This is a genomic window from Aquabacterium sp. T101 (genome assembly GCF_057219775.1).
Genome location: NZ_JBXVVZ010000003.1, coordinates 30,501 through 49,425 on the forward strand (window position 1 = coordinate 30,501; position 18,925 = coordinate 49,425).

General features: G+C 73.2%; 15 protein-coding genes and 2 pseudogenes. 10 read left to right on the top strand and 7 right to left on the bottom strand.

Going from position 1 to position 18,925, the window contains the following annotated elements:
- Positions 1-273 precede the first annotated feature (273 nt).
- Positions 274-1,794, top strand: coding sequence for a S41 family peptidase (locus AC2EAQ_RS09960; RefSeq protein ID WP_484642879.1), 1,521 nt, complete (start codon positions 274-276; stop codon positions 1,792-1,794).
- Positions 1,795-1,950: 156 nt separating this feature from the next.
- On the opposite strand, the gene tldD is transcribed toward AC2EAQ_RS09960, so the two are convergent.
- Positions 1,951-3,414 (bottom strand): metalloprotease TldD, encoded by a 1,464-nt coding sequence (tldD, locus tag AC2EAQ_RS09965; protein ID WP_484642881.1) that lies wholly within the window; start codon positions 3,412-3,414, stop codon positions 1,951-1,953.
- A 146-nt stretch (positions 3,415-3,560) separates the two neighbouring features.
- Here tldD and AC2EAQ_RS09970 point away from each other — a divergent pair, with 146 nt between their 5' ends.
- The gene (locus AC2EAQ_RS09970; protein WP_484642882.1) at positions 3,561-3,917 is read left to right on the top strand and encodes a hypothetical protein; all 357 of its coding nucleotides are present in this window, start codon (positions 3,561-3,563) and stop codon (positions 3,915-3,917) included.
- Positions 3,918-3,971: 54 nt separating this feature from the next.
- Here AC2EAQ_RS09970 and rsmI read toward each other — a convergent pair whose 3' ends face one another.
- Positions 3,972-4,928 (bottom strand): 16S rRNA (cytidine(1402)-2'-O)-methyltransferase, encoded by a 957-nt coding sequence (gene rsmI, locus AC2EAQ_RS09975; protein ID WP_484642884.1) that lies wholly within the window; start codon positions 4,926-4,928, stop codon positions 3,972-3,974.
- Between rsmI and AC2EAQ_RS09980 the strand changes: the two genes are divergently transcribed.
- From AC2EAQ_RS09980 to AC2EAQ_RS09990, 3 genes are read left to right on the top strand one after another with little or no spacing between them, the layout of a single operon-like run.
- The gene (locus AC2EAQ_RS09980; RefSeq protein ID WP_484642886.1) at positions 4,906-5,295 is read left to right on the top strand and encodes a YraN family protein; all 390 of its coding nucleotides are present in this window, start codon (positions 4,906-4,908) and stop codon (positions 5,293-5,295) included. The genes rsmI and AC2EAQ_RS09980 overlap by 23 nt on opposite strands.
- 50 nt (positions 5,296-5,345) lie before the next feature.
- Positions 5,346-5,939 carry an SIS domain-containing protein gene (locus tag AC2EAQ_RS09985; protein ID WP_484643874.1) on the top strand — a complete coding sequence of 198 codons (594 nt, stop codon included), beginning with the start codon at positions 5,346-5,348 and terminating at the stop codon, positions 5,937-5,939.
- Positions 5,936-6,550: a BON domain-containing protein gene (locus tag AC2EAQ_RS09990; RefSeq protein WP_484642888.1), complete on the top strand. Its 615-nt coding sequence runs from the start codon at positions 5,936-5,938 to the stop codon at positions 6,548-6,550. Before AC2EAQ_RS09985 ends, AC2EAQ_RS09990 begins: the two co-directional genes overlap by 4 nt.
- Positions 6,551-6,581: 31 nt before the next feature.
- Here AC2EAQ_RS09990 and AC2EAQ_RS09995 read toward each other — a convergent pair whose 3' ends face one another.
- The gene (locus AC2EAQ_RS09995; protein ID WP_484642890.1) at positions 6,582-7,478 is read right to left on the bottom strand and encodes an NAD(P)-dependent oxidoreductase; all 897 of its coding nucleotides are present in this window, start codon (positions 7,476-7,478) and stop codon (positions 6,582-6,584) included.
- 74 nt (positions 7,479-7,552) lie between these two features.
- Here AC2EAQ_RS09995 and AC2EAQ_RS10000 point away from each other — a divergent pair, with 74 nt between their 5' ends.
- Positions 7,553-9,694 (top strand): TonB-dependent receptor family protein, encoded by a 2,142-nt coding sequence (locus AC2EAQ_RS10000; RefSeq protein ID WP_484642892.1) that lies wholly within the window; start codon positions 7,553-7,555, stop codon positions 9,692-9,694.
- A 196-nt stretch (positions 9,695-9,890) separates the two neighbouring features.
- On the opposite strand, the gene AC2EAQ_RS10005 is transcribed toward AC2EAQ_RS10000, so the two are convergent.
- Positions 9,891-11,027 (bottom strand): PilT/PilU family type 4a pilus ATPase, encoded by a 1,137-nt coding sequence (locus AC2EAQ_RS10005; RefSeq protein ID WP_484642894.1) that lies wholly within the window; start codon positions 11,025-11,027, stop codon positions 9,891-9,893.
- Between the two features lie 7 nt (positions 11,028-11,034).
- Positions 11,035-12,078, bottom strand: coding sequence for a type IV pilus twitching motility protein PilT (locus AC2EAQ_RS10010; protein ID WP_484642896.1), 1,044 nt, complete (start codon positions 12,076-12,078; stop codon positions 11,035-11,037).
- A gap of 37 nt (positions 12,079-12,115) precedes the next feature.
- On the opposite strand from AC2EAQ_RS10010, the gene AC2EAQ_RS10015 reads away from it, so the two are divergent.
- A complete protein-coding gene (locus tag AC2EAQ_RS10015; RefSeq protein WP_484642898.1) occupies positions 12,116-12,802 on the top strand; it encodes a YggS family pyridoxal phosphate-dependent enzyme in 687 nt (228 codons plus the stop codon).
- 25 nt (positions 12,803-12,827) lie between these two features.
- Here the strand turns inward: AC2EAQ_RS10015 and AC2EAQ_RS10020 are convergent, their stop codons facing one another.
- On the bottom strand, positions 12,828-13,307 hold the full coding sequence (locus AC2EAQ_RS10020) for an Lrp/AsnC ligand binding domain-containing protein (RefSeq protein WP_484642900.1): 480 nt from the start codon (positions 13,305-13,307) through the stop codon (positions 12,828-12,830).
- A 94-nt stretch (positions 13,308-13,401) separates the two neighbouring features.
- Between AC2EAQ_RS10020 and AC2EAQ_RS10025 the strand changes: the two are divergent.
- The 3 genes and pseudogenes from AC2EAQ_RS10025 to AC2EAQ_RS10035 all read left to right on the top strand — a co-directional run.
- Positions 13,402-16,326 (top strand): annotated as a pseudogene (locus AC2EAQ_RS10025) (L-glutamate gamma-semialdehyde dehydrogenase); the annotation flags it as partial.
- A 171-nt stretch (positions 16,327-16,497) separates the two neighbouring features.
- Positions 16,498-17,004, top strand: a pseudogene (locus tag AC2EAQ_RS10030) (aldehyde dehydrogenase family protein); the annotation flags it as partial.
- 167 nt (positions 17,005-17,171) lie between these two features.
- On the top strand, positions 17,172-17,963 hold the full coding sequence (locus AC2EAQ_RS10035) for a PEP-CTERM sorting domain-containing protein (RefSeq protein ID WP_484642902.1): 792 nt from the start codon (positions 17,172-17,174) through the stop codon (positions 17,961-17,963).
- Here AC2EAQ_RS10035 and AC2EAQ_RS10040 read toward each other — a convergent pair.
- Positions 17,950-18,915 carry a Bug family tripartite tricarboxylate transporter substrate binding protein gene (locus tag AC2EAQ_RS10040; protein ID WP_484642905.1) on the bottom strand — a complete coding sequence of 322 codons (966 nt, stop codon included), beginning with the start codon at positions 18,913-18,915 and terminating at the stop codon, positions 17,950-17,952. The two genes, AC2EAQ_RS10035 and AC2EAQ_RS10040, sit on opposite strands and share 14 nt — an antisense overlap.
- Between the last annotated feature and the right edge of the window lie 10 nt (positions 18,916-18,925).

Sequence of the window (18,925 nt, forward strand, 5' to 3'; positions counted from 1 at the left end):
TCGGGAAAGTCGTGGGTGCAAAAAAAAACCGCCGGGGCTTCCGGCGGTTTGTCTGGGTTGCTTCGCGTGTGGCGCTTACGCGTTTGCCTCTCCAGCCGCCGGGTGGGGCGAGAACCAAAAGTAGGCAAAAAAGTAAGCGCGCTGCAGCAGCATGGCAGGGAATGTAGCATGCCCCCGGCCTTCGTTCCCCACAGCGATGGTTCGGGGAGCGGCGCCGCGGCAGGCCTCGTGCGCTCCCCAGAATGCACCGGTCAACACCCCCAGGAGCGCCTCATGCCCTTGCCCCGCCTTGTCCGACCCTCCACGCTGGTGGCCCTGCTGGCCAGCGGCCTGCTCGCCGCCGCCTGCGGCGGTGGTGGTGGTGGTGGCGACGACCCCGTGGCGCCGCCGCCGGCCGGGCTGGCGCCGTCGAGCACCCTGGCGCAGCAGTGCGCGCCGGCCAATCCGCTGGCGCCGGCCGCCAACCGCACCGCCAGCCTCGACACCGAGCGGCGCTGGGTGCGGTCGTACTTCGACGAGGCCTACCTCTGGTACCGCGAGGTGCCCGTGGTCGACACCTCGCTGGCCGCCTACAACGGGGCCAACGTGCCGCAGGCCCTGGACAACTACTTCGACGCGCTGCGCTCGCCGGCGCTCACGGCCAGCGGCCGGCGGCGCGACCAGTTCAGCTTCACCTACCCCACCGCCGAATGGAACGCGCTGTCGCAGTCGGGCGTTTCGGCGGGCTTCGGCGCCGAATGGCTGCTCGGGTCGCCCACGCCCCCGCGCAACATCCGGGTGGCCTTCGTCGACCCGTCCACGCCGGCCGCCAGTGCCGGCCTCGGCCGGGGCATGACCCTGGTCTCGGTCGACGGCGTCTCGGCCGACGACAGCACCAGCACCGGCGTCGACCGGCTGAACCAGGCCCTCTTCGCGCCGGTGGCCGGCCGCAGCTACACCTTCGTGCTGCGCGACCGCAACCAGGTCGAGCGGGTCGTCGCGATGACGGCCACGCAGGTCACGCGCACGCCCGTGCCCACCACCCGGGTCATCGACACCGCCAGCGGCCGGGTCGGCTACATCACGTTCCACGACCACATGCGGCCGGCCGAGGGCCAGCTGGTGACGGCCTTCCAGTCCCTGGTGCAGGCCGGCGTGTCCGACCTCGTGCTGGACCTGCGCTACAACGGCGGCGGCTACCTCTACATCGCCAGCCAGGTGGGCTACATGGTGGCCGGGCGCACGCGCACCGCGGGGCGCACCTTCGAGCGCCTGCAGTACAACGACAAGCGCACGGCCGACAACAACAAACCCGACAACACGGCGCCGTTCTACGACACCACCAGCGGCTTCTCGGGCAGCGGCACCACGGGCAACCAGTCGCTGCCGCAGCTGGGCCTGGGCCGTGTGTTCGTGCTCGCCGGCCCGGGCACCTGCTCGGCCAGCGAGTCCATCGTCAACGGCCTGCGCGGCATCGGCGTCGACGTGGTGCTGATCGGCGGCACGACCTGCGGCAAGCCCTACGGCTTCACCGCCAAGGACAACTGCGGCATCTCGTACTTCCCGATCGAGTTCAGCGGCACCAACGCCGCCGGCTTCGGCGACTATGCCGACGGCTTCTCGGCCACCTGCAGCGCCAGCGACGACCTCGGCCGCGACCTGGGCGACCCGTCCGAGAACCTGCTCGCCACGGCCCTGTCGCGCCGCGCCAACGGGGTCTGCCCGCCCGTGGCCGCCCGCGAAACCGCGCAGTCCCTCGCCGCACCCCCGGCCAAGGTGATCCGCTCCCCCGCCCGCGAAGCCAAGCTGCGCTGACCCAAGGCCCGACCGACACAGGCCCAGGCCCAGCACAAGCCGCGGACCCGGCTCCGCCGGTCCGCCAGCTTGGCCCCCTCGAGGGGGAGCGCCGAAGGCGCAACGGGGGTGGGAGACCTTCCGGAGCGCCGAAGGCGCAACGGGGGTGGGACTAACTCATGCGGTGCCGCCGACCGTGAGCCCGTCAATGCGCAGCGTCGGCTGGCCCACGCCCACCGGCACGCTCTGGCCTTCCTTGCCGCAGGTGCCCACGCCGGTGTCGAGCTCGAGATCGTTGCCGATCATCGACACCCGCGTCAGCGACTCGGGGCCGCTGCCGATCAGCGTGGCGCCCTTCACCGGGTACTGGATCTTGCCGTTCTCGACCCAGAAGGCCTCGCTGGCCGAGAACACGAACTTGCCGCTGGTGATGTCGACCTGGCCGCCGCCGAAGTTGGTGGCATACAGGCCGCGGCCGATGCTGGCCACGATCTCGTCGCGCGTGCGGTCGCCGGCCAGCATGTAGGTGTTGGTCATGCGCGGCATCGGCAGGTGAGCGTAGCTCTCGCGCCGGCCGTTGCCGGTGGGGCGCACCTTCATCAGGCGGGCGTTGAGCGAGTCCTGGATGTAGCCGCGCAGGATGCCGTCCTCGATCAGCACGGTGCGCTGCGTGGCGCAGCCCTCGTCGTCGACGTTGAGGCTGCCGCGGCGGTCGGGCAGCGTGCCGTCGTCGAGCACGGTCACGCCCTTGGCGGCGACGCGCTGGCCGATGCGGCCGGAGAACGCGCTCGAGCCCTTGCGGTTGAAGTCGCCTTCCAGGCCGTGGCCGATGGCCTCGTGCAGCAGCACGCCGGGCCAGCCCGGGCCGAGCACCACGGTCATCTCGCCGGCCGGCGCGGGGCGGCTTTCCAGGTTGACCAGCGCCGCGTTGACGGCCTGCTCGACGTAGCCTTCGATCACCGCGTCCTGGAAGTAGCCCAGGCCGAAGCGACCGCCGCCGCCGCCGGTGCCCACCTCGCGGCGGCCGTTCTGCTCGGCGATCACGGTGACCGACAGCCGCACCAGCGGCCGCACGTCGGCCGCGCGCGTGCCGTCGGCGCGCGCCACCAGCACCACGTCGTGCTCGGCGGCCAGGCCGGCCATCACCTGCACGATGCGCGGGTCCTTGGCGCGGGCCAGGCGTTCCACCTTCTCCAGCAGGGCCACCTTCTGCGTGCTGTCGAGCGTGCCGATCGGGTCGGTGGCGGCGTACAGCGTGCGGCTGCCCGCGACCTGCGGCTTCGTGCCCACCTTCACCCGGCGGCTCTGGCCCGCCGCGGCGATGGTGCGCACGGTGCGCGCCGCGTCCTGCAGCGCGGCCTCGGAGATGTCGTCGCTGTAGGCGAACGCGGTGCGCTCGCCGGCCACCGCGCGCACGCCCACGCCCTGGTCGATGGAGAAGCTGCCGCTCTTGACGATGCCTTCCTCCAGGCTCCAGCCTTCGTGGCGGGTGCTCTGGAAGTACAGGTCGGCGTCGTCGATGCGGTGCTCGGCGATCAGCGCCAGGGCCGCGGCCAGATGGCGCTCGGTCAGCCCGCAGGGCGCCAGCAGCAGCGATTCGGCGAGCGCCAGGCGCTCGAGGGTGGGTTCGCGAGCGATCATGCGTTTCATTGTAGGAGCGCGGGCACCGTGGCCGCCTTCACGCTTCTTTACCCGCCCGCAACGCATGGACGTCGCTTGCGCCGCCCGCGGGGCCGTTGTGACGGGGCGCCTCGCGCAGGAAGATCAACCCTCAAGGAGAGAGCCCCATGAAGAAGATGCCCCTCGTCGCCGCCGCCGTGCTGGCGCTGACCGCCTTTGCCGCCTCGGCCCAGACCGCTGCCTCGGCCCCCGGCACCAATACGCCGCGCATCGACCAGCGCCAGGCCAACCAGGAAAAGCGCATCGACCAGGGCGTTGCCTCGGGCGAGCTGACCCGCCGCGAGGCGCGCAAGCTCAACCGCGAGCAGGCGGCCATCAACGCCGCCGAGGACAAGGCCAAGGCCGACGGCACCGTCACCGCCAAGGAGCGTGCCCGCCTGCACAAGGCGCAGAACCACGCCAGCCGCGACATCCGCCGCCAGAAGCACGACGCGCAGGACCGCCCGGCCGCCGCCAAGCCCTGACCGGCGGGCGCGATCGACGCCGCGCCGGCCCCACCCGGCGGGCGCCGGCCCGGATCAGCCCGGGTCGGCCTCGCCGCGCAGCGCCAGCGCCTGCTCGTACAGCAGGTTGCGCGGCGCGCCGCTGATCGCGGCGGCCAGCGACACGGCCTGCTTCAGCGGCAGCTCCGCCAGCAGCAGTGCGAGCGTGCGCTGTGCCGCGGCGTCCAGCGCGCCGGCCGCGTCGTCCTCGGGCAGGGCATGCAGCACCAGCACGAACTCGCCGCGCAGCCGGTTCGCATCGGCCGCCAGCCAGGCCGGCAGCGCGCCGGCTTCCAAAGTGTGGACGGTCTCGAACTGCTTGGTCAGCTCGCGCGCCACGGTGAGCGTGCGCGCGGGCATCGCGCGCGCCAGCGCGTCGGCCAGCGCCGCGATCCGGTGCGGCGTCTCGAACATCACCAGGGCCTCGCCGCGCCGCGCCGCCAGCGCGTCGAGCCAGGCCTGCCGCTGCGCCGCCTTGGGCGGCGCGAAACCCACGAAGGCGAAGCCGCCGGCGCGGTCGTCGCCGGCCACCGACAGCGCGGCCACCACGCTGCTCGCGCCCGGCAGCGGGATGCAGGCGTGCCCGGCCGCGCGCACCGCGGCCACCAGCGCCGCGCCGGGGTCGGACACCGCGGGCGTGCCGGCGTCGCTGACATAGGCCACGCGCTCGCCGCGCGCCAGCCGCGCCACCACCTGCGCCGCGGCCTCGCGCTCGTTGTGCTCGTGCAGCGCGATCAGCGGCCGCGACAGCCCCAGATGTGCCAGCAGCGCGCCGCTGACCCGCGTGTCCTCGCAGGCCACGGCGTCGGCCAGCGCCAGCGCCTGCACCGCGCGCAGCGTGAGGTCGGCGCGGTTTCCGATCGGCGTGGCGACCACGTAGAGCGCGCCGGCCGGCCATTGCTGCCCGGCGGCCGCGGCCTGCGCCGCCTGCAGGATGATCGAAGCCGGGGAGGAGGCGGGGGCGTCGGCGATGGTGGGTTCCTCGGGCGGCATGACGGCACGGCAGGCGCTCGGGCGCGCGGCCGAGGACGCGGCGCTGGCGCACCTGCGGCGCGCGGGCCTGGAGCTGGTGGCGCGCAATTATCGGGTGGCCCGCGGCCCGCGCGCGCGCGGCGGCGAGATCGACCTGATCCTGCGCGACCGCGACGGCACGCTGGTGTTCGTGGAGGTGCGTGCGCGCGCCGACCGCGGGCATGGCGGGGCGGCGGCCAGCGTGGGCGCGGCCAAGCGGGCCAGCCTCGTGCTGGCGGCGCGGCACTTCCTGGCGCGCCTGCGCGCCGAGCCGCCGTGCCGCTTCGACGTGGTGGCCGTCGACGGCACCGAGCTGCAGTGGCTGCGCGGCGCGTTCGACGCATCGTGACACCGACCGGAACCGCGGCCGCGCGGAGCGTGTCATATCATGCCGTGAACATGCTCGAACAGCGCATCCAGCAGCAGTACTTCGAAGCCGCCGACCTCGTCACGCAAAGCGCCGACGCGCTGTCGCGTCCGATCGCGCAGGCGGCCAATGCCCTGGTGGCCTGCATCACCGGCGGTGGCAAGGTGCTGGTGGCCGGTGCGGGCAGCGCCGCGGCGCTGGCGCCCTACGCGGCGGCGCTGTGGGCCGGCCGCTTCGAGCGCAAGCGCCCCGCGCTGACGGCGATCGCGCTCGGCACCAACGCGCCGCTGGCCTCGCTGCTGGCCGACATCGGCGAGCCGACGCAGGCGCTGGCCAAGGAGGTGCATGCGATCGGCGCGCCCGGCGACGTGCTCGTGGCGATGGCCGCCGGACGTGCCAGCACGGTGCTGATCGCGGCGCTGCAGGCCGCGCTGGCCAAGGAGATGACGGTGGTCGCGCTCACGGGCGTGGACACCGGCGTGATCGAACTGATGGGCGAAACCGACGTCCACATCGCGGTGCCGCACGAGCGCGCCGCACGTGTCTTCGAGTCCCACGCGCTGGTGCTGCACTGCCTGGCCGACGCGGTGGACTTGCAACTGATGGGTGAACAGGACTCCGCATGAAACGCAATTTCCGACTCGCCGGCCTGTGTGCCGGCCTCCTCGTGGCCGCCACGCTCGGCGGCTGTGCCGCCGTGGTGGTGGGCGGTGCCGTGGGCACGGCCCTGGTGGTCACCGACCGCCGCACCGCCGGCACGCAGCTCGAGGACCAGAACATCGAGCTCAAGGCGCTGACCCGCGTGCGCGAATCGGTGGGCGAGCGCGGCCACGTCAACACCACCAGCTACAACCGCCTCGTGCTGCTGACCGGCGAGGTGCAGACCGACGCCGACCGGGCCGCGGTGGAACAGGCCGTCGGCCGCATCGAGAACGTGCGCAGCATCGTCAACGAGCTCGGCGTCATGGGCGCCAGCTCGCTCACGTCGCGCTCCAACGACACCATCCTCACGAGCAAGGTCAAGGCCAGCCTGATCGACGCCAAGGACCTGCAGGCCGGTGCGATCAAGGTGGTGACCGAGCGCGCGGTGGTCTACCTGATGGGCCGCGTCACCGAGCGCGAGGCCAACCGAGCCACCGACCTGGCGCGCGGCGTGCCCGGCGTGCAGAAGGTGGTGAAGGTGTTCGAGACCCTCACCGAGGCCGAACTGGCCACGCTCGGCACCGAGAAGAAGTAGCCGATGCGGCCGGCCTGCGCCGGCTCGCCCGCTAGCGCAGGCGGCGGATCAGGCTGGACGTGTCCCAGCGCCGGCCGCCCATGGCCTGCACCTCGGCATAGAACTGGTCCACCAGCGCGGTGACGGGCAGCTGCGCGCCGTTGCCGCGCGCCTCGTCGAGCACCAGCCCGAGGTCCTTGCGCATCCAGTCCACCGCGAAGCCGAAGTCGAAGCGGTCCTCCACCATGGTCGGGCCGCGGTTGTCGAGCTGCCAGCTCTGGGCGGCGCCCTTGCCGATCACCTCGAGCACCAGCTTCATGTCCAGCCCGGCCTTGTGGCCGAAGGCGATGCCCTCGGCCAGGCCCTGCACTAGACCGGCGATGCACACCTGGTTGACCATCTTGGCCAGCTGGCCGGCGCCGGCCGGGCCGATGCGGGTGACCGCGCGCGCGTAGGCCGACGCCACCGGCTTCATCGCGTCGAACGGGGCCGCGTCGCCGCCGCACATCACCGTGAGCACGCCGTTGACCGCGCCGGCCTGGCCGCCCGACACCGGCGCGTCGACGAAGGCCAGGCCGCGCGCCAGGGCCTGCGCGTGAAGCTCGCGCGCCACCGCCGCCGACGCGGTGGTGTGGTCCACGAACACGGCGCCGCTGGCCATGCCGGCGAAGGCGCCGTCGTCGCCCAGCACCACCGAGCGCAGGTCGTCGTCGTTGCCGACGCAGGCGAACACGAACTGCGCGCCGGCCGCCGCCTCGCGCGGCGTGGCGGCGGCACGGCCGCCGTACTGCGCCGCCCAGGCCTGGGCCTTGGACGCGGTGCGGTTGTAGACCGTGACGCGGTGCCCGGCGCGCGCCAGGTGGCCGGCCATCGGGTGGCCCATCACGCCCAGGCCGAGGAAGGCGACGGTGCAGGGCGACACGGTGTCGTAGGTGCGGGGAGCGTTCATCGGATCGGGTTCGGAAAGGCTGATTCGGACCCCCGATCATCGCAGCGCGCGGGCCGTGGCATGCTGCCCGTCCCGTGACCACCCACCGCCCGAGCCCGCATTCCGCCCTGGCGCTCGCCGCCGCGCTCATCGTGCCGGGGGCTGCCGCGCAGGACGCCGACGCCGCGCAGCAGGTCGTCATCGTCGGCAGCGGCAGCGAGCAGCGCGCGTTCGACACGCCCTATGCGGTGAGCGTGGTCGACGCGGCCACGCTGCGCAGCGCGGGCCCGATGGTCAACCTGTCGGAGTCGCTGGCGCGCGTGCCGGGGCTGTCGGTCAACTCGCGCCAGAACTACGCCCAGGACCTGCAGATCAGCTCGCGCGGCTTCGGTGCGCGCGCCACCTTCGGCGTGCGCGGCATCCGGCTGTATGCCGACGGCGTACCCGCCAGCACGCCGGACGGCCAGGGGCAGGTGGCGCACTTCGACCTCGCCAATGCGCAGCGCGTCGAGGTGCTGCGCGGGCCGTTCTCGGCGCTGTACGGCAGCTCGTCGGGCGGCGTGATCGCGCTGGTCAGCGCGCGGCCCACCAGGCCCGAAGCGGCCGCGGGCATCGACCTCGGCACCGACGGCCTGCGCCAGTGGCGCGCCACGGTCGAGTCGCCGCTGGGCGGCGGCTACGACCTGCGCCTGTCGGCCAGCGGGTTCCACACCGACGGCCCGCGCCCGCAGAGCGCGGCCGACCGCCGGCTGTTCAACGCCCGGCTGGGCTGGCAGGGCGAGACCGACCGCGTGACGCTGCATGCGAGCTGGCACGAGCAGCCGGCCGACGACCCGCTCGGCCTGACGCGGGCCCAGTTCGACGCCGACCCGGGCCAGACCGCGCCCGAGGCCCTGGCCTTCGACACGCGCAAGACCGTGGCGCAGCACCAGCTCGGCGTGCAGTGGCGCCATGCCTTCGGCGCGGGTTCGGCCTGGACGCCTGCCGAGGCCGCGCTGTCCGCCTATGCGGGGGCGCGGCGGGTCACGCAGTTCCTCGCCATCCCGGCGGCCACGCAGGGCAACCCGCGCCACCCCGGCGGCGTGGTTGACTTCGGACGCGACTACCTCGGCGCCGACCTGCGCTTCGTCTGGCGCTGGGCGCTGGCAGACGGGCGGCAGGCCGAGCTGGTGGCCGGCGCGGCGGTGGACGAGCAGAACGAGGCCCGCCGCGGCTACGAAAACTTCACCGGCAGCGGCGCCGCCCGCGTGCTGGGCGTGCAGGGGCGGCTGCGCCGCGACGAGGCCAACCGCGCCGCCACCCGCGACGTGTTCGCCCAGGCGCGCGCCGATCTCGCGCGCGACTGGTCCGCCACCGTCGGCGTGCGCAGCGGCCGCCTGTCGGTGCGCAGCGTCGACGCCTACCTCGCCAACGGCGACGATTCCGGCGCGCTGCACTACACCTACACCGTGCCGGTGGCCGCGCTGCAATGGCGCGCGTCGCCGCGGCTGAACCTGTACGTCAGCAGCGGCCGCGGCCACGAGACCCCGACGCTCACCGAGCTGGCCTACCGCCCCGACGGATCCGCCGGCTTCAATGACGCCCTGCGCCCGCAGCGCAGCCGCCAGGTGGAGCTGGGCGCCAAGTGGCGCGACGGCCGCGTGTCGGCCGACGCCGCGGTGTTCCGCGCCGACACCCGCGACGAGATCGGCATCGCCACCAACGCCGGCGGCCGCAGCACCTTCACCAACGTCGGCCGCACGCGGCGCGAGGGCGTGGAACTGGCCGGCCGCTGGCAGGTCAACCCTACCTGGCGCGCGCAGGCGGCGCTGACCTGGCTCGACGCCACCTACACCGACGGCTTCCTCACCTGCGCCGGCATCCCCTGCACCACGCCCACGCTGCCGGTGGCCGCCGGCAACCGCATCGCCGGCACCGTGCGCCAGAGCGCCTTCGCCGAGCTGGCCTGGCAGGCGACGCCCCGCACCGAACTCGGCGCCGAACTGCGCGGCCAGGGCGGCATGATGGTCAACGACGTCAACAGCGACGCCACCCGCGGCACCTGGGTCAGCGCCCTGCGCGCCACCCACCGCGTGCCCGTCGGCCCCGGCACCGTCGACCTGCTCGCCCGCGTCGACAACCTCACCGACCGCCGCTACGCCGGCAGCGTCGTCGTCGGCGACGCCAACGCCCGCTTCTTCGAACCCGCCCCAGGCCGCACCTGGCTCCTGTCCGCCACCTGGCGCCAGTCCTGGTAAACAACGAAAACAGAAAACAGGGGACAGATCGGCCAAGGCCGACCAGGGCCCCCGCGCGAACAACGAACAGGGGACAGGTCGGCCCAAGGCCGACCAGGGCCCCCTATGTGCGCCCCGCATGCGCCCGAAGCAGGATCCGGGTTTCCCGGTCCTGCTTCGCAGCCCCCTCGGGGGGCGGCCGCCCGGCGGCCGGGGGTCAAACGATCGTCAGGTGCTCCGTCCCCGCAGCCAGATCCTGCGTCCGTGCGCGCTGGCTGTTGAGCTTGATCTGCAGGCGCAGGTCGTTCACCGAGTCGGCGTTTCGCAGCGCGTCCTCGTAGGTGACCATGTTGGTCTCGTACAGGTCGAACAGCGACTGGTCGAAGGTCTGCATGCCGAGCTCGCGCGAGCGCTTCATCAGCTCCTTGATGTCGCCGACCTCGCCCTTGAAGATCATGTCGGCCACCAGCGGCGTGTTGAGCAGCACTTCCACCGCGGCGATGCGACCCTTGCCTTCCTGGCGCGGCAGCAGGCGCTGCGACACCATCGACTTCAGGTTGAGCGACAGGTCCATCAGCAGCTGGGCGCGGCGCTCCTCGGGGAAGAAGTTGATGATCCGGTCCAGCGCCTGGTTGGCGCTGTTGGCGTGCAGCGTGGCCATGCACAGGTGGCCGGTCTCGGCAAACGCCACCGCGTGCTCCATCGTCTCGCGGTCGCGGATCTCGCCCATCAGGATCACGTCGGGCGCCTGGCGCAGCGTGTTCTTCAGCGCGGCGAACCAGTCCTCGGTGTCGATGCCGACCTCGCGCTGCGTGACGATGCAGTTCTTGTGCGGATGCACGAACTCCACCGGGTCCTCGATCGTGATGATGTGGCCGTAGGAGTTCTGGTTGCGGTAGTCCACCATCGCCGCCAGCGACGTGCTCTTGCCCGAGCCGGTGGCGCCCACGAAGATGACCAGGCCGCGCTTGCCCATCGCCACGTCCTTGAGCACCTGCGGCAGGCCCAGGCCGTCGATGGTGGGGATCTGCTGCGGGATCGTCCGCATCACCAGGCCCACGTTGCCCTGCTGCACGAAGGCGTTGCAGCGGAAGCGGCCGACGCCGGTGGGCGAGATCGCGAAGTTGCACTCCTTGGTGCGCTCGAACTCGGCGGCCTGCTTGTCGTTCATCACCGATCGCGCCAGCGCGATCGTGTGCTGGCCGGTCAACGGCTGCGGGCTCACCTTGGTGATCTTGCCGTCCACCTTGATCGCGGGCGGGAAGTCGGCGGTGAGGAACAGGTCCGACCCGTTGCGGCTGACCATCAGCCGCAGCAGGTCGTTGACGAATTTCGAGGCCTGGTCGCGTTCCATGGTGGGGTCACCCGGGGAAGTTTTCGGGGAAGCGCGCGCGGGCGCGGGCTTCCGCCGGAGAGACGATGTTGCGGCGCACGAGCTCGGTCAGGCACTGGTCCAGCGTCTGCATGCCCAGGCTCTGGCCGGTCTGGATGGCCGAGTACATCTGCGCCACCTTGTTCTCGCGGATCAGGTTCTTGATCGCCGACGTGGCGATCATGATCTCGTGCGCGGCCACGCGGCCGCTGCCGTCCTTGAGCTTGCACAGGGTCTGCGAGATCACCGCGATCAGCGACTCGGACAGCATCGCGCGGACCATGTCCTTCTCGGCCGCGGGGAACACGTCGACGATACGGTCGATGGTCTTGGCCGCGCTGCTGGTGTGCAGCGTGCCGAACACCAGGTGGCCCGTTTCGGCGGCGGTCAGCGCGAGGCGGATGGTCTCCAGGTCGCGCATTTCGCCCACCAGGATGGCGTCCGGGTCCTCGCGCAGCGCGGCGCGCAGCGCGTTGTTGAAGCTCAGCGTGTGCGGGCCCACCTCGCGCTGGTTGACCAGGCACTTCTTGGACTCGTGCACGAACTCGATCGGGTCCTCGACGGTCAGCACGTGGCCGTACTGGTTCTCGTTGAGGTGGTTCACCATGCCCGCCAGCGTCGTGCTCTTGCCCGAGCCGGTGGGGCCGGTCACCAGCACCAGGCCGCGCGGGCGCAGCGACAGGTCGGCGAACACCTTGGGAGCGTTGAGCTGCTCCAGCGTGAGGATCTTGCTCGGGATGGTCCGGAACACGGCGCCGGCGCCGCGGTTCTGGTTGAAGGCGTTGACCCGGAAGCGCGCCAGGCCCTGGATCTCGAACGAGAAGTCGCACTCGAGCGTGTCCTCGTAGTGCTTGCGCTGCGCATCGTTCATGATGTCGTACACCATGTCGTGCACGTGCTTGTGCTCGAGCGGGTCGACGTTGATGCGGCGTACATCGCCGTGCACGCGGATCATCGGCGGCAGGCCCGACGACAGGTGCAGGTCCGAGGCCTTGTTCTTGACCGAGAAGGCCAGCAGTTGGGTGATGTCCATGCGAGCGCGCGTTCGCTTCGTTTAGTCTCGAACCATTATGGCGAGCATCGCTTCCAAGTTACAACAAGTCCTGCACCGCATCGACGATGCGTGCACACAGGCGGCACGCCCCGTGCAAAGCGTCACGTTGCTCGCGGTGTCCAAGACCTTCGGCCCCGAGGCGGTGCGCGAGGCGCACGCCGCCGGCCAGCGCGCCTTCGGCGAGAACTACGTGCAGGAGGCGCTGGCCAAGATCGACGCGCTGGCCGACCTGCGCAGCGCCATCGAATGGCACCTGATCGGGCCGCTGCAGAGCAACAAGACGCGCGAGGTCGCGGCCGCCTTCGACTGGGTGCACACGGTGGACCGGCTCAAGATCGCCAAGCGCCTGTCGGCGCAGCGGCCGGCGCACCTGCCGCCGCTGTCGGTGTGCGTGCAGGTCAACGTCAGCGGCGAGGCGAGCAAGAGCGGCGTCGCGCCGGCCGAGGCGGCGGCGCTGGCGCGGGCCGTCGCGGCGCTGCCGAACCTGCGCCTGCGCGGCCTGATGTCGATCCCCGAGCCCGCCGAGGGCCTGGCCGCGCAGCGCGAGCCGCACCGCCGCCTGCGCGGGCTGTTCGACGCGCTGCGCGCGCAGGGCCTGGCGCTGGACACGCTGTCGATGGGCATGAGCGCCGACCTCGAGGCCGCGGTGCTCGAGGGCGCGACGATCGTGCGCGTGGGCACGGCGATCTTCGGCGCACGCTAGGGCGCCGTGGCGCGGCGCGCATCGCCTACAGCGCCAGCTGCTGCGTGTTCTTCACCTCTTCCATCACCGCATAGGTGCGCGTCTCGCGCACGCCGGGCAGGGCCCAGATGCTGCTGCCCAGCAGCGCACGGTAGGCGGCCATGTCGGCCACGCGTGTCTTGAGCAGGTAGTCGAAGCCGCCGGCCACGAGGTGGCACTCCAGGATCTCGGGCCGCGCCTGCACCGCGGCGCGGAAGGTGTCCATCACGTCGGGCACGGTGCGGTCGAGCAGCACCTCGATGAACACCATCAGCCCCGCGCCCAGGCGCGCCGGGTCCAGCCGCGCCTCGTAGCCGAGGATCACGCCGTCGCGCGTCAGGCGCTTCACGCGCTCCAGCACCGCGGTGGGCGACAGGTGCACCGCCTCGGCCAGCTTCAGGTTGGTGATGCGGCCGTCGGCCTGCAGTTCGCGCAGGATGCGGCGGTCGATCGCGTCCAGCGGGTAGGGGGCCTGAGCAGCGGTCATGGCCGGATATTTCACCATCAAGCGCCCCCATGATGGTGATTCATTTCGTTGCAGCGCCGATACGCTTTGCATTCCTGAACCCGAGGGACCGCCCATGCCCGACCTGCCGCCGCCGCGACTGCCCTACCCCTACCGCGACGAAGCCCGCGTGGTGGACGCGGCGCTGGCGCGACTGCACGGCCTGGACTGGGCCGAGGTGGTGGCCGAGGCGCGGCCCTGGGTGGAGGCGGTGCGCGCGTCGCCGGCGCCGTTCTGGGCCATGGAGTCGCTGCTGCGCGAGTACCCCATCAGCAGCGCCGAGGGCCTGGCCCTGATGCGCCTGGCCGAGGCCCTGCTGCGCGTGCCCGACGCCGAGACCGCGATCGCGCTCACTGCCGACCAGCTCGGCCGCGCCGACTTCGGCGACATGGCGGGCGACGGCCCGCACCGCATGCTGGCCGGCCTGTCGTCGACGGCGATCGCGATGTCGCGCCACTTCCTGCCGGAGTCGGGCGAGGGCGGCGACGCCGCCGGCGGCCTGCTCGGCCGGTTGGGCGCGCGCACCGTGGTGGCCGCCACCGTGCGCGCGATCCAGCTGCTCGGGCGCCAGTTCGTGCTCGGCCGCCACATCGGCGAGGCGATGGACGAGGCCGACGCACAGCGCCGCGCGCAGGCGGCGCTGCGCTTTTCCTACGACATGCTCGGCGAGGGCGCGCGCACCGAGCGCGACGCGCTGCGCTACCTGGCGGCCTACCAGGGTGCCATCGCGGCCATCGCGGCGCGGCGCGCGCCCGGTGCCGGGCCGGAGGCCGGTGACGGCATCTCGATCAAGCTGTCGGCGCTGTTCCCGCGCTACGAGGACGCGCAGCGCGAGCGCGTGATGGCCGAGCTGGTGCCGCGCGCCTGGGCGCTGGCCGACGCCGCGGCACGCGCCGACATGAACCTGACCATCGACGCGGAGGAAAGCGACCGCCTCGAGCTGTCGCTCGACCTGTTCGAGCGGCTTGCCGCTCGCGTGGCGCGCGAGCACCCGCGCTGGCGCGGCTTCGGTCTCGCGGTGCAGGCCTACCAGACGCGCTGCCTCGAGGTGGTGGACGCGGTGGCGCGCATCGCGCGCGAAGCCCCGTGCGACGGCGGCCTGCGCTTCATGGTGCGCCTGGTCAAGGGCGCCTACTGGGACGGCGAGATCAAGCGCGCGCAGGAGGGCGGGCTCGCCGGCTACCCGGTGTTCACGCACAAGCAGCACACCGACATCGCCTACCTCGCCTGCGCGCGCGCGCTGATCGGCCATGCCGACGTGATCTACCCGCAGTTCGCCAGCCACAACGCGGCCACGCTGGCGGCGATCGGCCAGCTCGCGCGCGCGGCCGGCGCGCGCTTCGAGTTCCAGCGCCTGCACGGCATGGGCGAGGGCGTGTACCGCGAACTGCTGGCCGCGCACCCGGGCGTGCCGCTGCGCGTGTATGCGCCGGTGGGCGAGCACCGCGACCTGCTCGCCTACCTGGTGCGCCGCCTGCTGGAAAACGGCGCCAACTCGTCCTTCGTGCACCAGCTCGCCGACGACGCGGTGGCGCCGGAGGTGCTGCTTGCGTCGCCGCTCTTCCGTGTCGACGCCGGCATCGACGCGCCCGGCCTGCCCGCGCCGCGCGACCTGTACGGCGCGGCGCGCGCCAACCCGCCCGGCGCCGACCTGGCCTGCGCGGCGGACCTCGCGCCGCTGCACGCGGCCCTGGCCGCTGCGCGGCAGCGCGGCGTGCCGGCCGTGGCCGAGGCCGCGCCGGCCGAGGTGGACGCGGCGATGCAGCGCCTGGCGCGCGGCTTCGTGCCGTGGAACGCGCGCGGCGCGGCAGCGCGCGCCGCGGTGCTGCGTCGCGCCGCCGACGCGCTCGAGGCGCAGCTGCCCGACTACTGCGCGCTGCTGGTGCTGGAAGCGCACAAGACCCTCGGCGACTGCGTGGCCGAGGTGCGCGAGGCGGTGGACTTCCTGCGCTACTACGCGCTGCAGGCGGAGCAGGGCGCGCATGACGGCGTGCCGGGCGGGCGCGGCGTGTTCGTCGGCATCAGCCCGTGGAACTTCCCGCTGGCCATCTTCGCCGGCCAGGTGGCCGCGGCGCTGGTGACCGGCAACAGCGTGGCCGCCAAGCCGGCCGAGCAGACGCCGGCGGTGGCGGCGCGCTTCGTGGCGCTGCTGCACGCCGCGGGCGTGCCGGACGACGCGCTGGCGCTGCTGCACGGCCCGGGCGAGACCGTGGGCGCCGCGCTGGTGGCGCATCCGCTCGCGGCCGGCGTGGCCTTCACCGGCAGCACGCCGGTGGCGCAGCACATCCAGCGCGCGCTGGCCGCGTCGGGCGACCCGCTGCGGCCGCTGATCGCCGAGACCGGCGGCCTCAACGCGATGATCGTCGACAGCACCGCGCTGCCCGAGCAGGTGGTGGACGCGGTGGTGCAGAGCGCCTTCCGCTCCGCCGGCCAGCGCTGCTCGGCGCTGCGCCTGCTGTGCCTGCACGAGACCACCGCCGACGCGGTGATCGGGATGCTGGCCGGCGCGATGGCCGAGCTGCGCGTGGGCGACGCGGCCGAGCTGGCCACCGACGTCGGCCCGCTGATCGACGCCCAGGCGCACGCCGGCATCGCGCGCCATGTGGAGCGGCTGCTGCGCAGCGCGCGCCTCGTGGCCGCCACGCCGCGCGGCGCCGCCGGGCCGACGCACCAGGTGCCGATCGCCTTCGAGATCGGCGCCGTGGAGGACCTGTCCGAGGAGGTGTTCGGCCCGGTGCTGCACATCGTGCGCTGGCGCGGCGACGTCGACGCCCTGATGGACCGGATCAATGCGCTGGGCTACGGCCTGACGCTGGGCGTGCAGACGCGCATCGACAGCCGCGCGCTGCGCATCGCGGACCGCGCCCGCGTGGGCAACGTGTACGTCAACCGCAACATGGTCGGCGCCGTGGTCGGCGTGCAGCCCTTCGGCGGCGAGGGCCTGTCGGGCACCGGCCCCAAGGCCGGCGGCCCGCACTACCTGCTGCGCTTCGCGGCCGACGCGGCGCCGGCCGCGGCGTCGACCGAGCCGCCGACGCCGGCCCCTGCCGGACTCACGACCGATCCCCCGGTCGCCGTGCCGGTGGCCGCCAGCCTGTCAGAACACGCCGGCTGGCGCGCGCTGCCGCTGGACGAGCGCTGCGCCTGGCTCGACCGGGTGCAGGCCACCGCGCTGGCCGCGCAGGCGCGGCGCCAGCTCGCGCCGCAGGCCCTGCCCGGGCCCACCGGCGAAAGCAACGAGCTGCGACTGCACGCGCGCGGCCTGATCGCCTGCGTGTCGGCCACGGCCGGCCCCGCGGCGCAGGCGCAGTGGCTGGCCGCGCTGGCCTGCGGCAACACGGTGGCCGTGCTGGTGCCGGCCGCCGCACGGGCCCAGGCCGAGGGCGTGCGCGCCTATTGGCAACAGGCCGGCCTGCCGGCCAGCGCGCTGCAGTGCGTCGACGCGCCGTTCGACGACGCGCTGGCGGCCCTGGTCGCCGATCCGCAGGTGGCGGGCTTCGCCTGCGACGCCGACCTCGCCGCCGAGTTGCGGCGGCGGCTGGCGCAGCGGCCCGGGGCCATCGTGCCGGTGGTCACGGGCGACCCGTCGGCCGCGTTGTGGCGCCTGTCGGCCGAGCAGACCCTCACCATCAACACCGCCGCCGCCGGCGGCAACGCCGCCCTGCTCGCCGGGGCGTGACACGGTTCACGCCCGGGCCCGAGCGCACCCGCGCTCCGGGGGGCACGACCCCCCGGCCACGGGCTGTGTGCCGCGCCCATGCACCGCTATCGTGCAGACCATCGGAGGCGTAACCATTTGTGCCTCCACCGGCTGACGCAAGCAGAAGAATGAGTGGGTGCTCGCAAATGACCTTCGCAACGACCTCGACGACCCTGGCGCGCAAGGCGCTGGCGGTCGTGTTCTCGACCGCCGCCCTGCTGGCCGCGCCCTCGGCACAGGCCGGCCTGTGGACGGACGGCGAGGACTACACCGGCCCGTTCATCGACCTCGCGAGCCGGATCGACCTCGGTGACGGCCTGCCCGACGACGGCACCGGCGCGGCCTACTACGGCTTCACCTACGGCCCGGTCGACCTGCCCGGCATGGTGTACTCGCGCAGCGCCGGCCCCACCAACTCGGGCCTGGGCGCGGTGCTCGGCCAGGGCGACTACGACCTCGGGCGCAACGGCCAGATCGGCGGCACGGCGGTCTATGCCGGCCTCGACAGCCTGACCGGCCACATGGACTTCCGCCTCACCGGCGGCCCGGTCTCGCAGTTCGGCGCCTGGGTCAACTACATGGGCGGCCTGACGCAGGACTCCGAGGGCCTGCCCGTCACGCCCTTCATCGCCGCGCTCGGCGCCGACGGCCAGGTGCTCGAGTCGTGGGACCTGGCGGCGCGTGCGCCGATCTCCTCGCCCGACGGCTTCAACCACTTCGCGTTCCGCGGCATCTCGCGCGACAGCGCGGACATCTACGGCCTGCGCCTGGGCAACGCGTTCATCGTGGCCGCCGGCCGCGCCGACGGCGGCGTGCCCGCACCGGTGGCGCCGGTGCCCGAGCCGAGCACCTACGCGCTGATGCTGGCCGGCCTGGCCTTCGTGGCGTGGCAGGCGCGCCGCCGCCAGCGCTTGGCGGCGGCAGTCAGTCGAGCTTGATGCCCAGCCGGCTGATCACCGGCCCCCAGCGCTTCACGTCGCCGTCGATCACGCGCCTGAAGTCCGCCGCGCTGCCGCCCACGGCGGTGAGGCCCTGCGCGTCGAGCATGGCCTTCACGGCCGGGTCCTTCAGCATGTCGTTCACGTCGGTGTTCACGCGGGCGATCACCGCGTCGGGCGTGCCCGGCGACGCGAACAGGCCGTTCCAGGCCAGCGATTCCACGTTGGGGTAGCCCGACGCGGCCAGCGTGGGCAGGTCCTTCAGCGAGTCCGGCCGCTGCGCGCTGCTCACGGCCAGCATGCGCACCTTGTTGTTGCGCACGTGCGGCAGCAGCGCCGGGGCCACCATGAAGGTGGCGTCGGCCTCGCCCTGCGCCACCGCCATCGCCGCCGGCGGCGAGCCGTTGAACGGGATGTGCGTGGCCACGATGCCGGCCTCGGACAGGAACAGCTCCATCGTCAGGTGCGCCGAGCTGCCGTTGCCCAGCGACGAGTAGTTCACCTTGCCGCCCTGCGCCTTGGCCCAGGCCACGAACTCGGGCACGGTGCGCGCCGGCACCTTGTCGGCGTTGATCGCCAGCACGTTGGGCTGCGACGTGGTCATGATCACCGGCAGCAGGTCGCGTGCCGGGTCGTAGGGCATCTTGCGGTAGAGGAAGGGCCCGAACGCCACCGGCCCCGGGAAGCCGATACCCAGCGTGTGGCCGTCGGTGGCCTTGGCCACGATGTCCATGCCGAGCATGCCGCCGGCGCCGGCCTTGTTCTCCACCACGACCGACTGGCCCCAGCGGCCGGCGAGCTTGTCGCTCATGGCGCGCACGATCAGATCGAGCGAGCTGCCCGCGGGCGCGGGCACCACGATCTTCACCGGGCGCGTCGGCCAGGTGCCCTGGGCCAGGGCGGGGGCGGCCAGCGCGGCGGCGGCCAGGGCGATGAGCGAGCGACGGAGCATGATGCGGCAG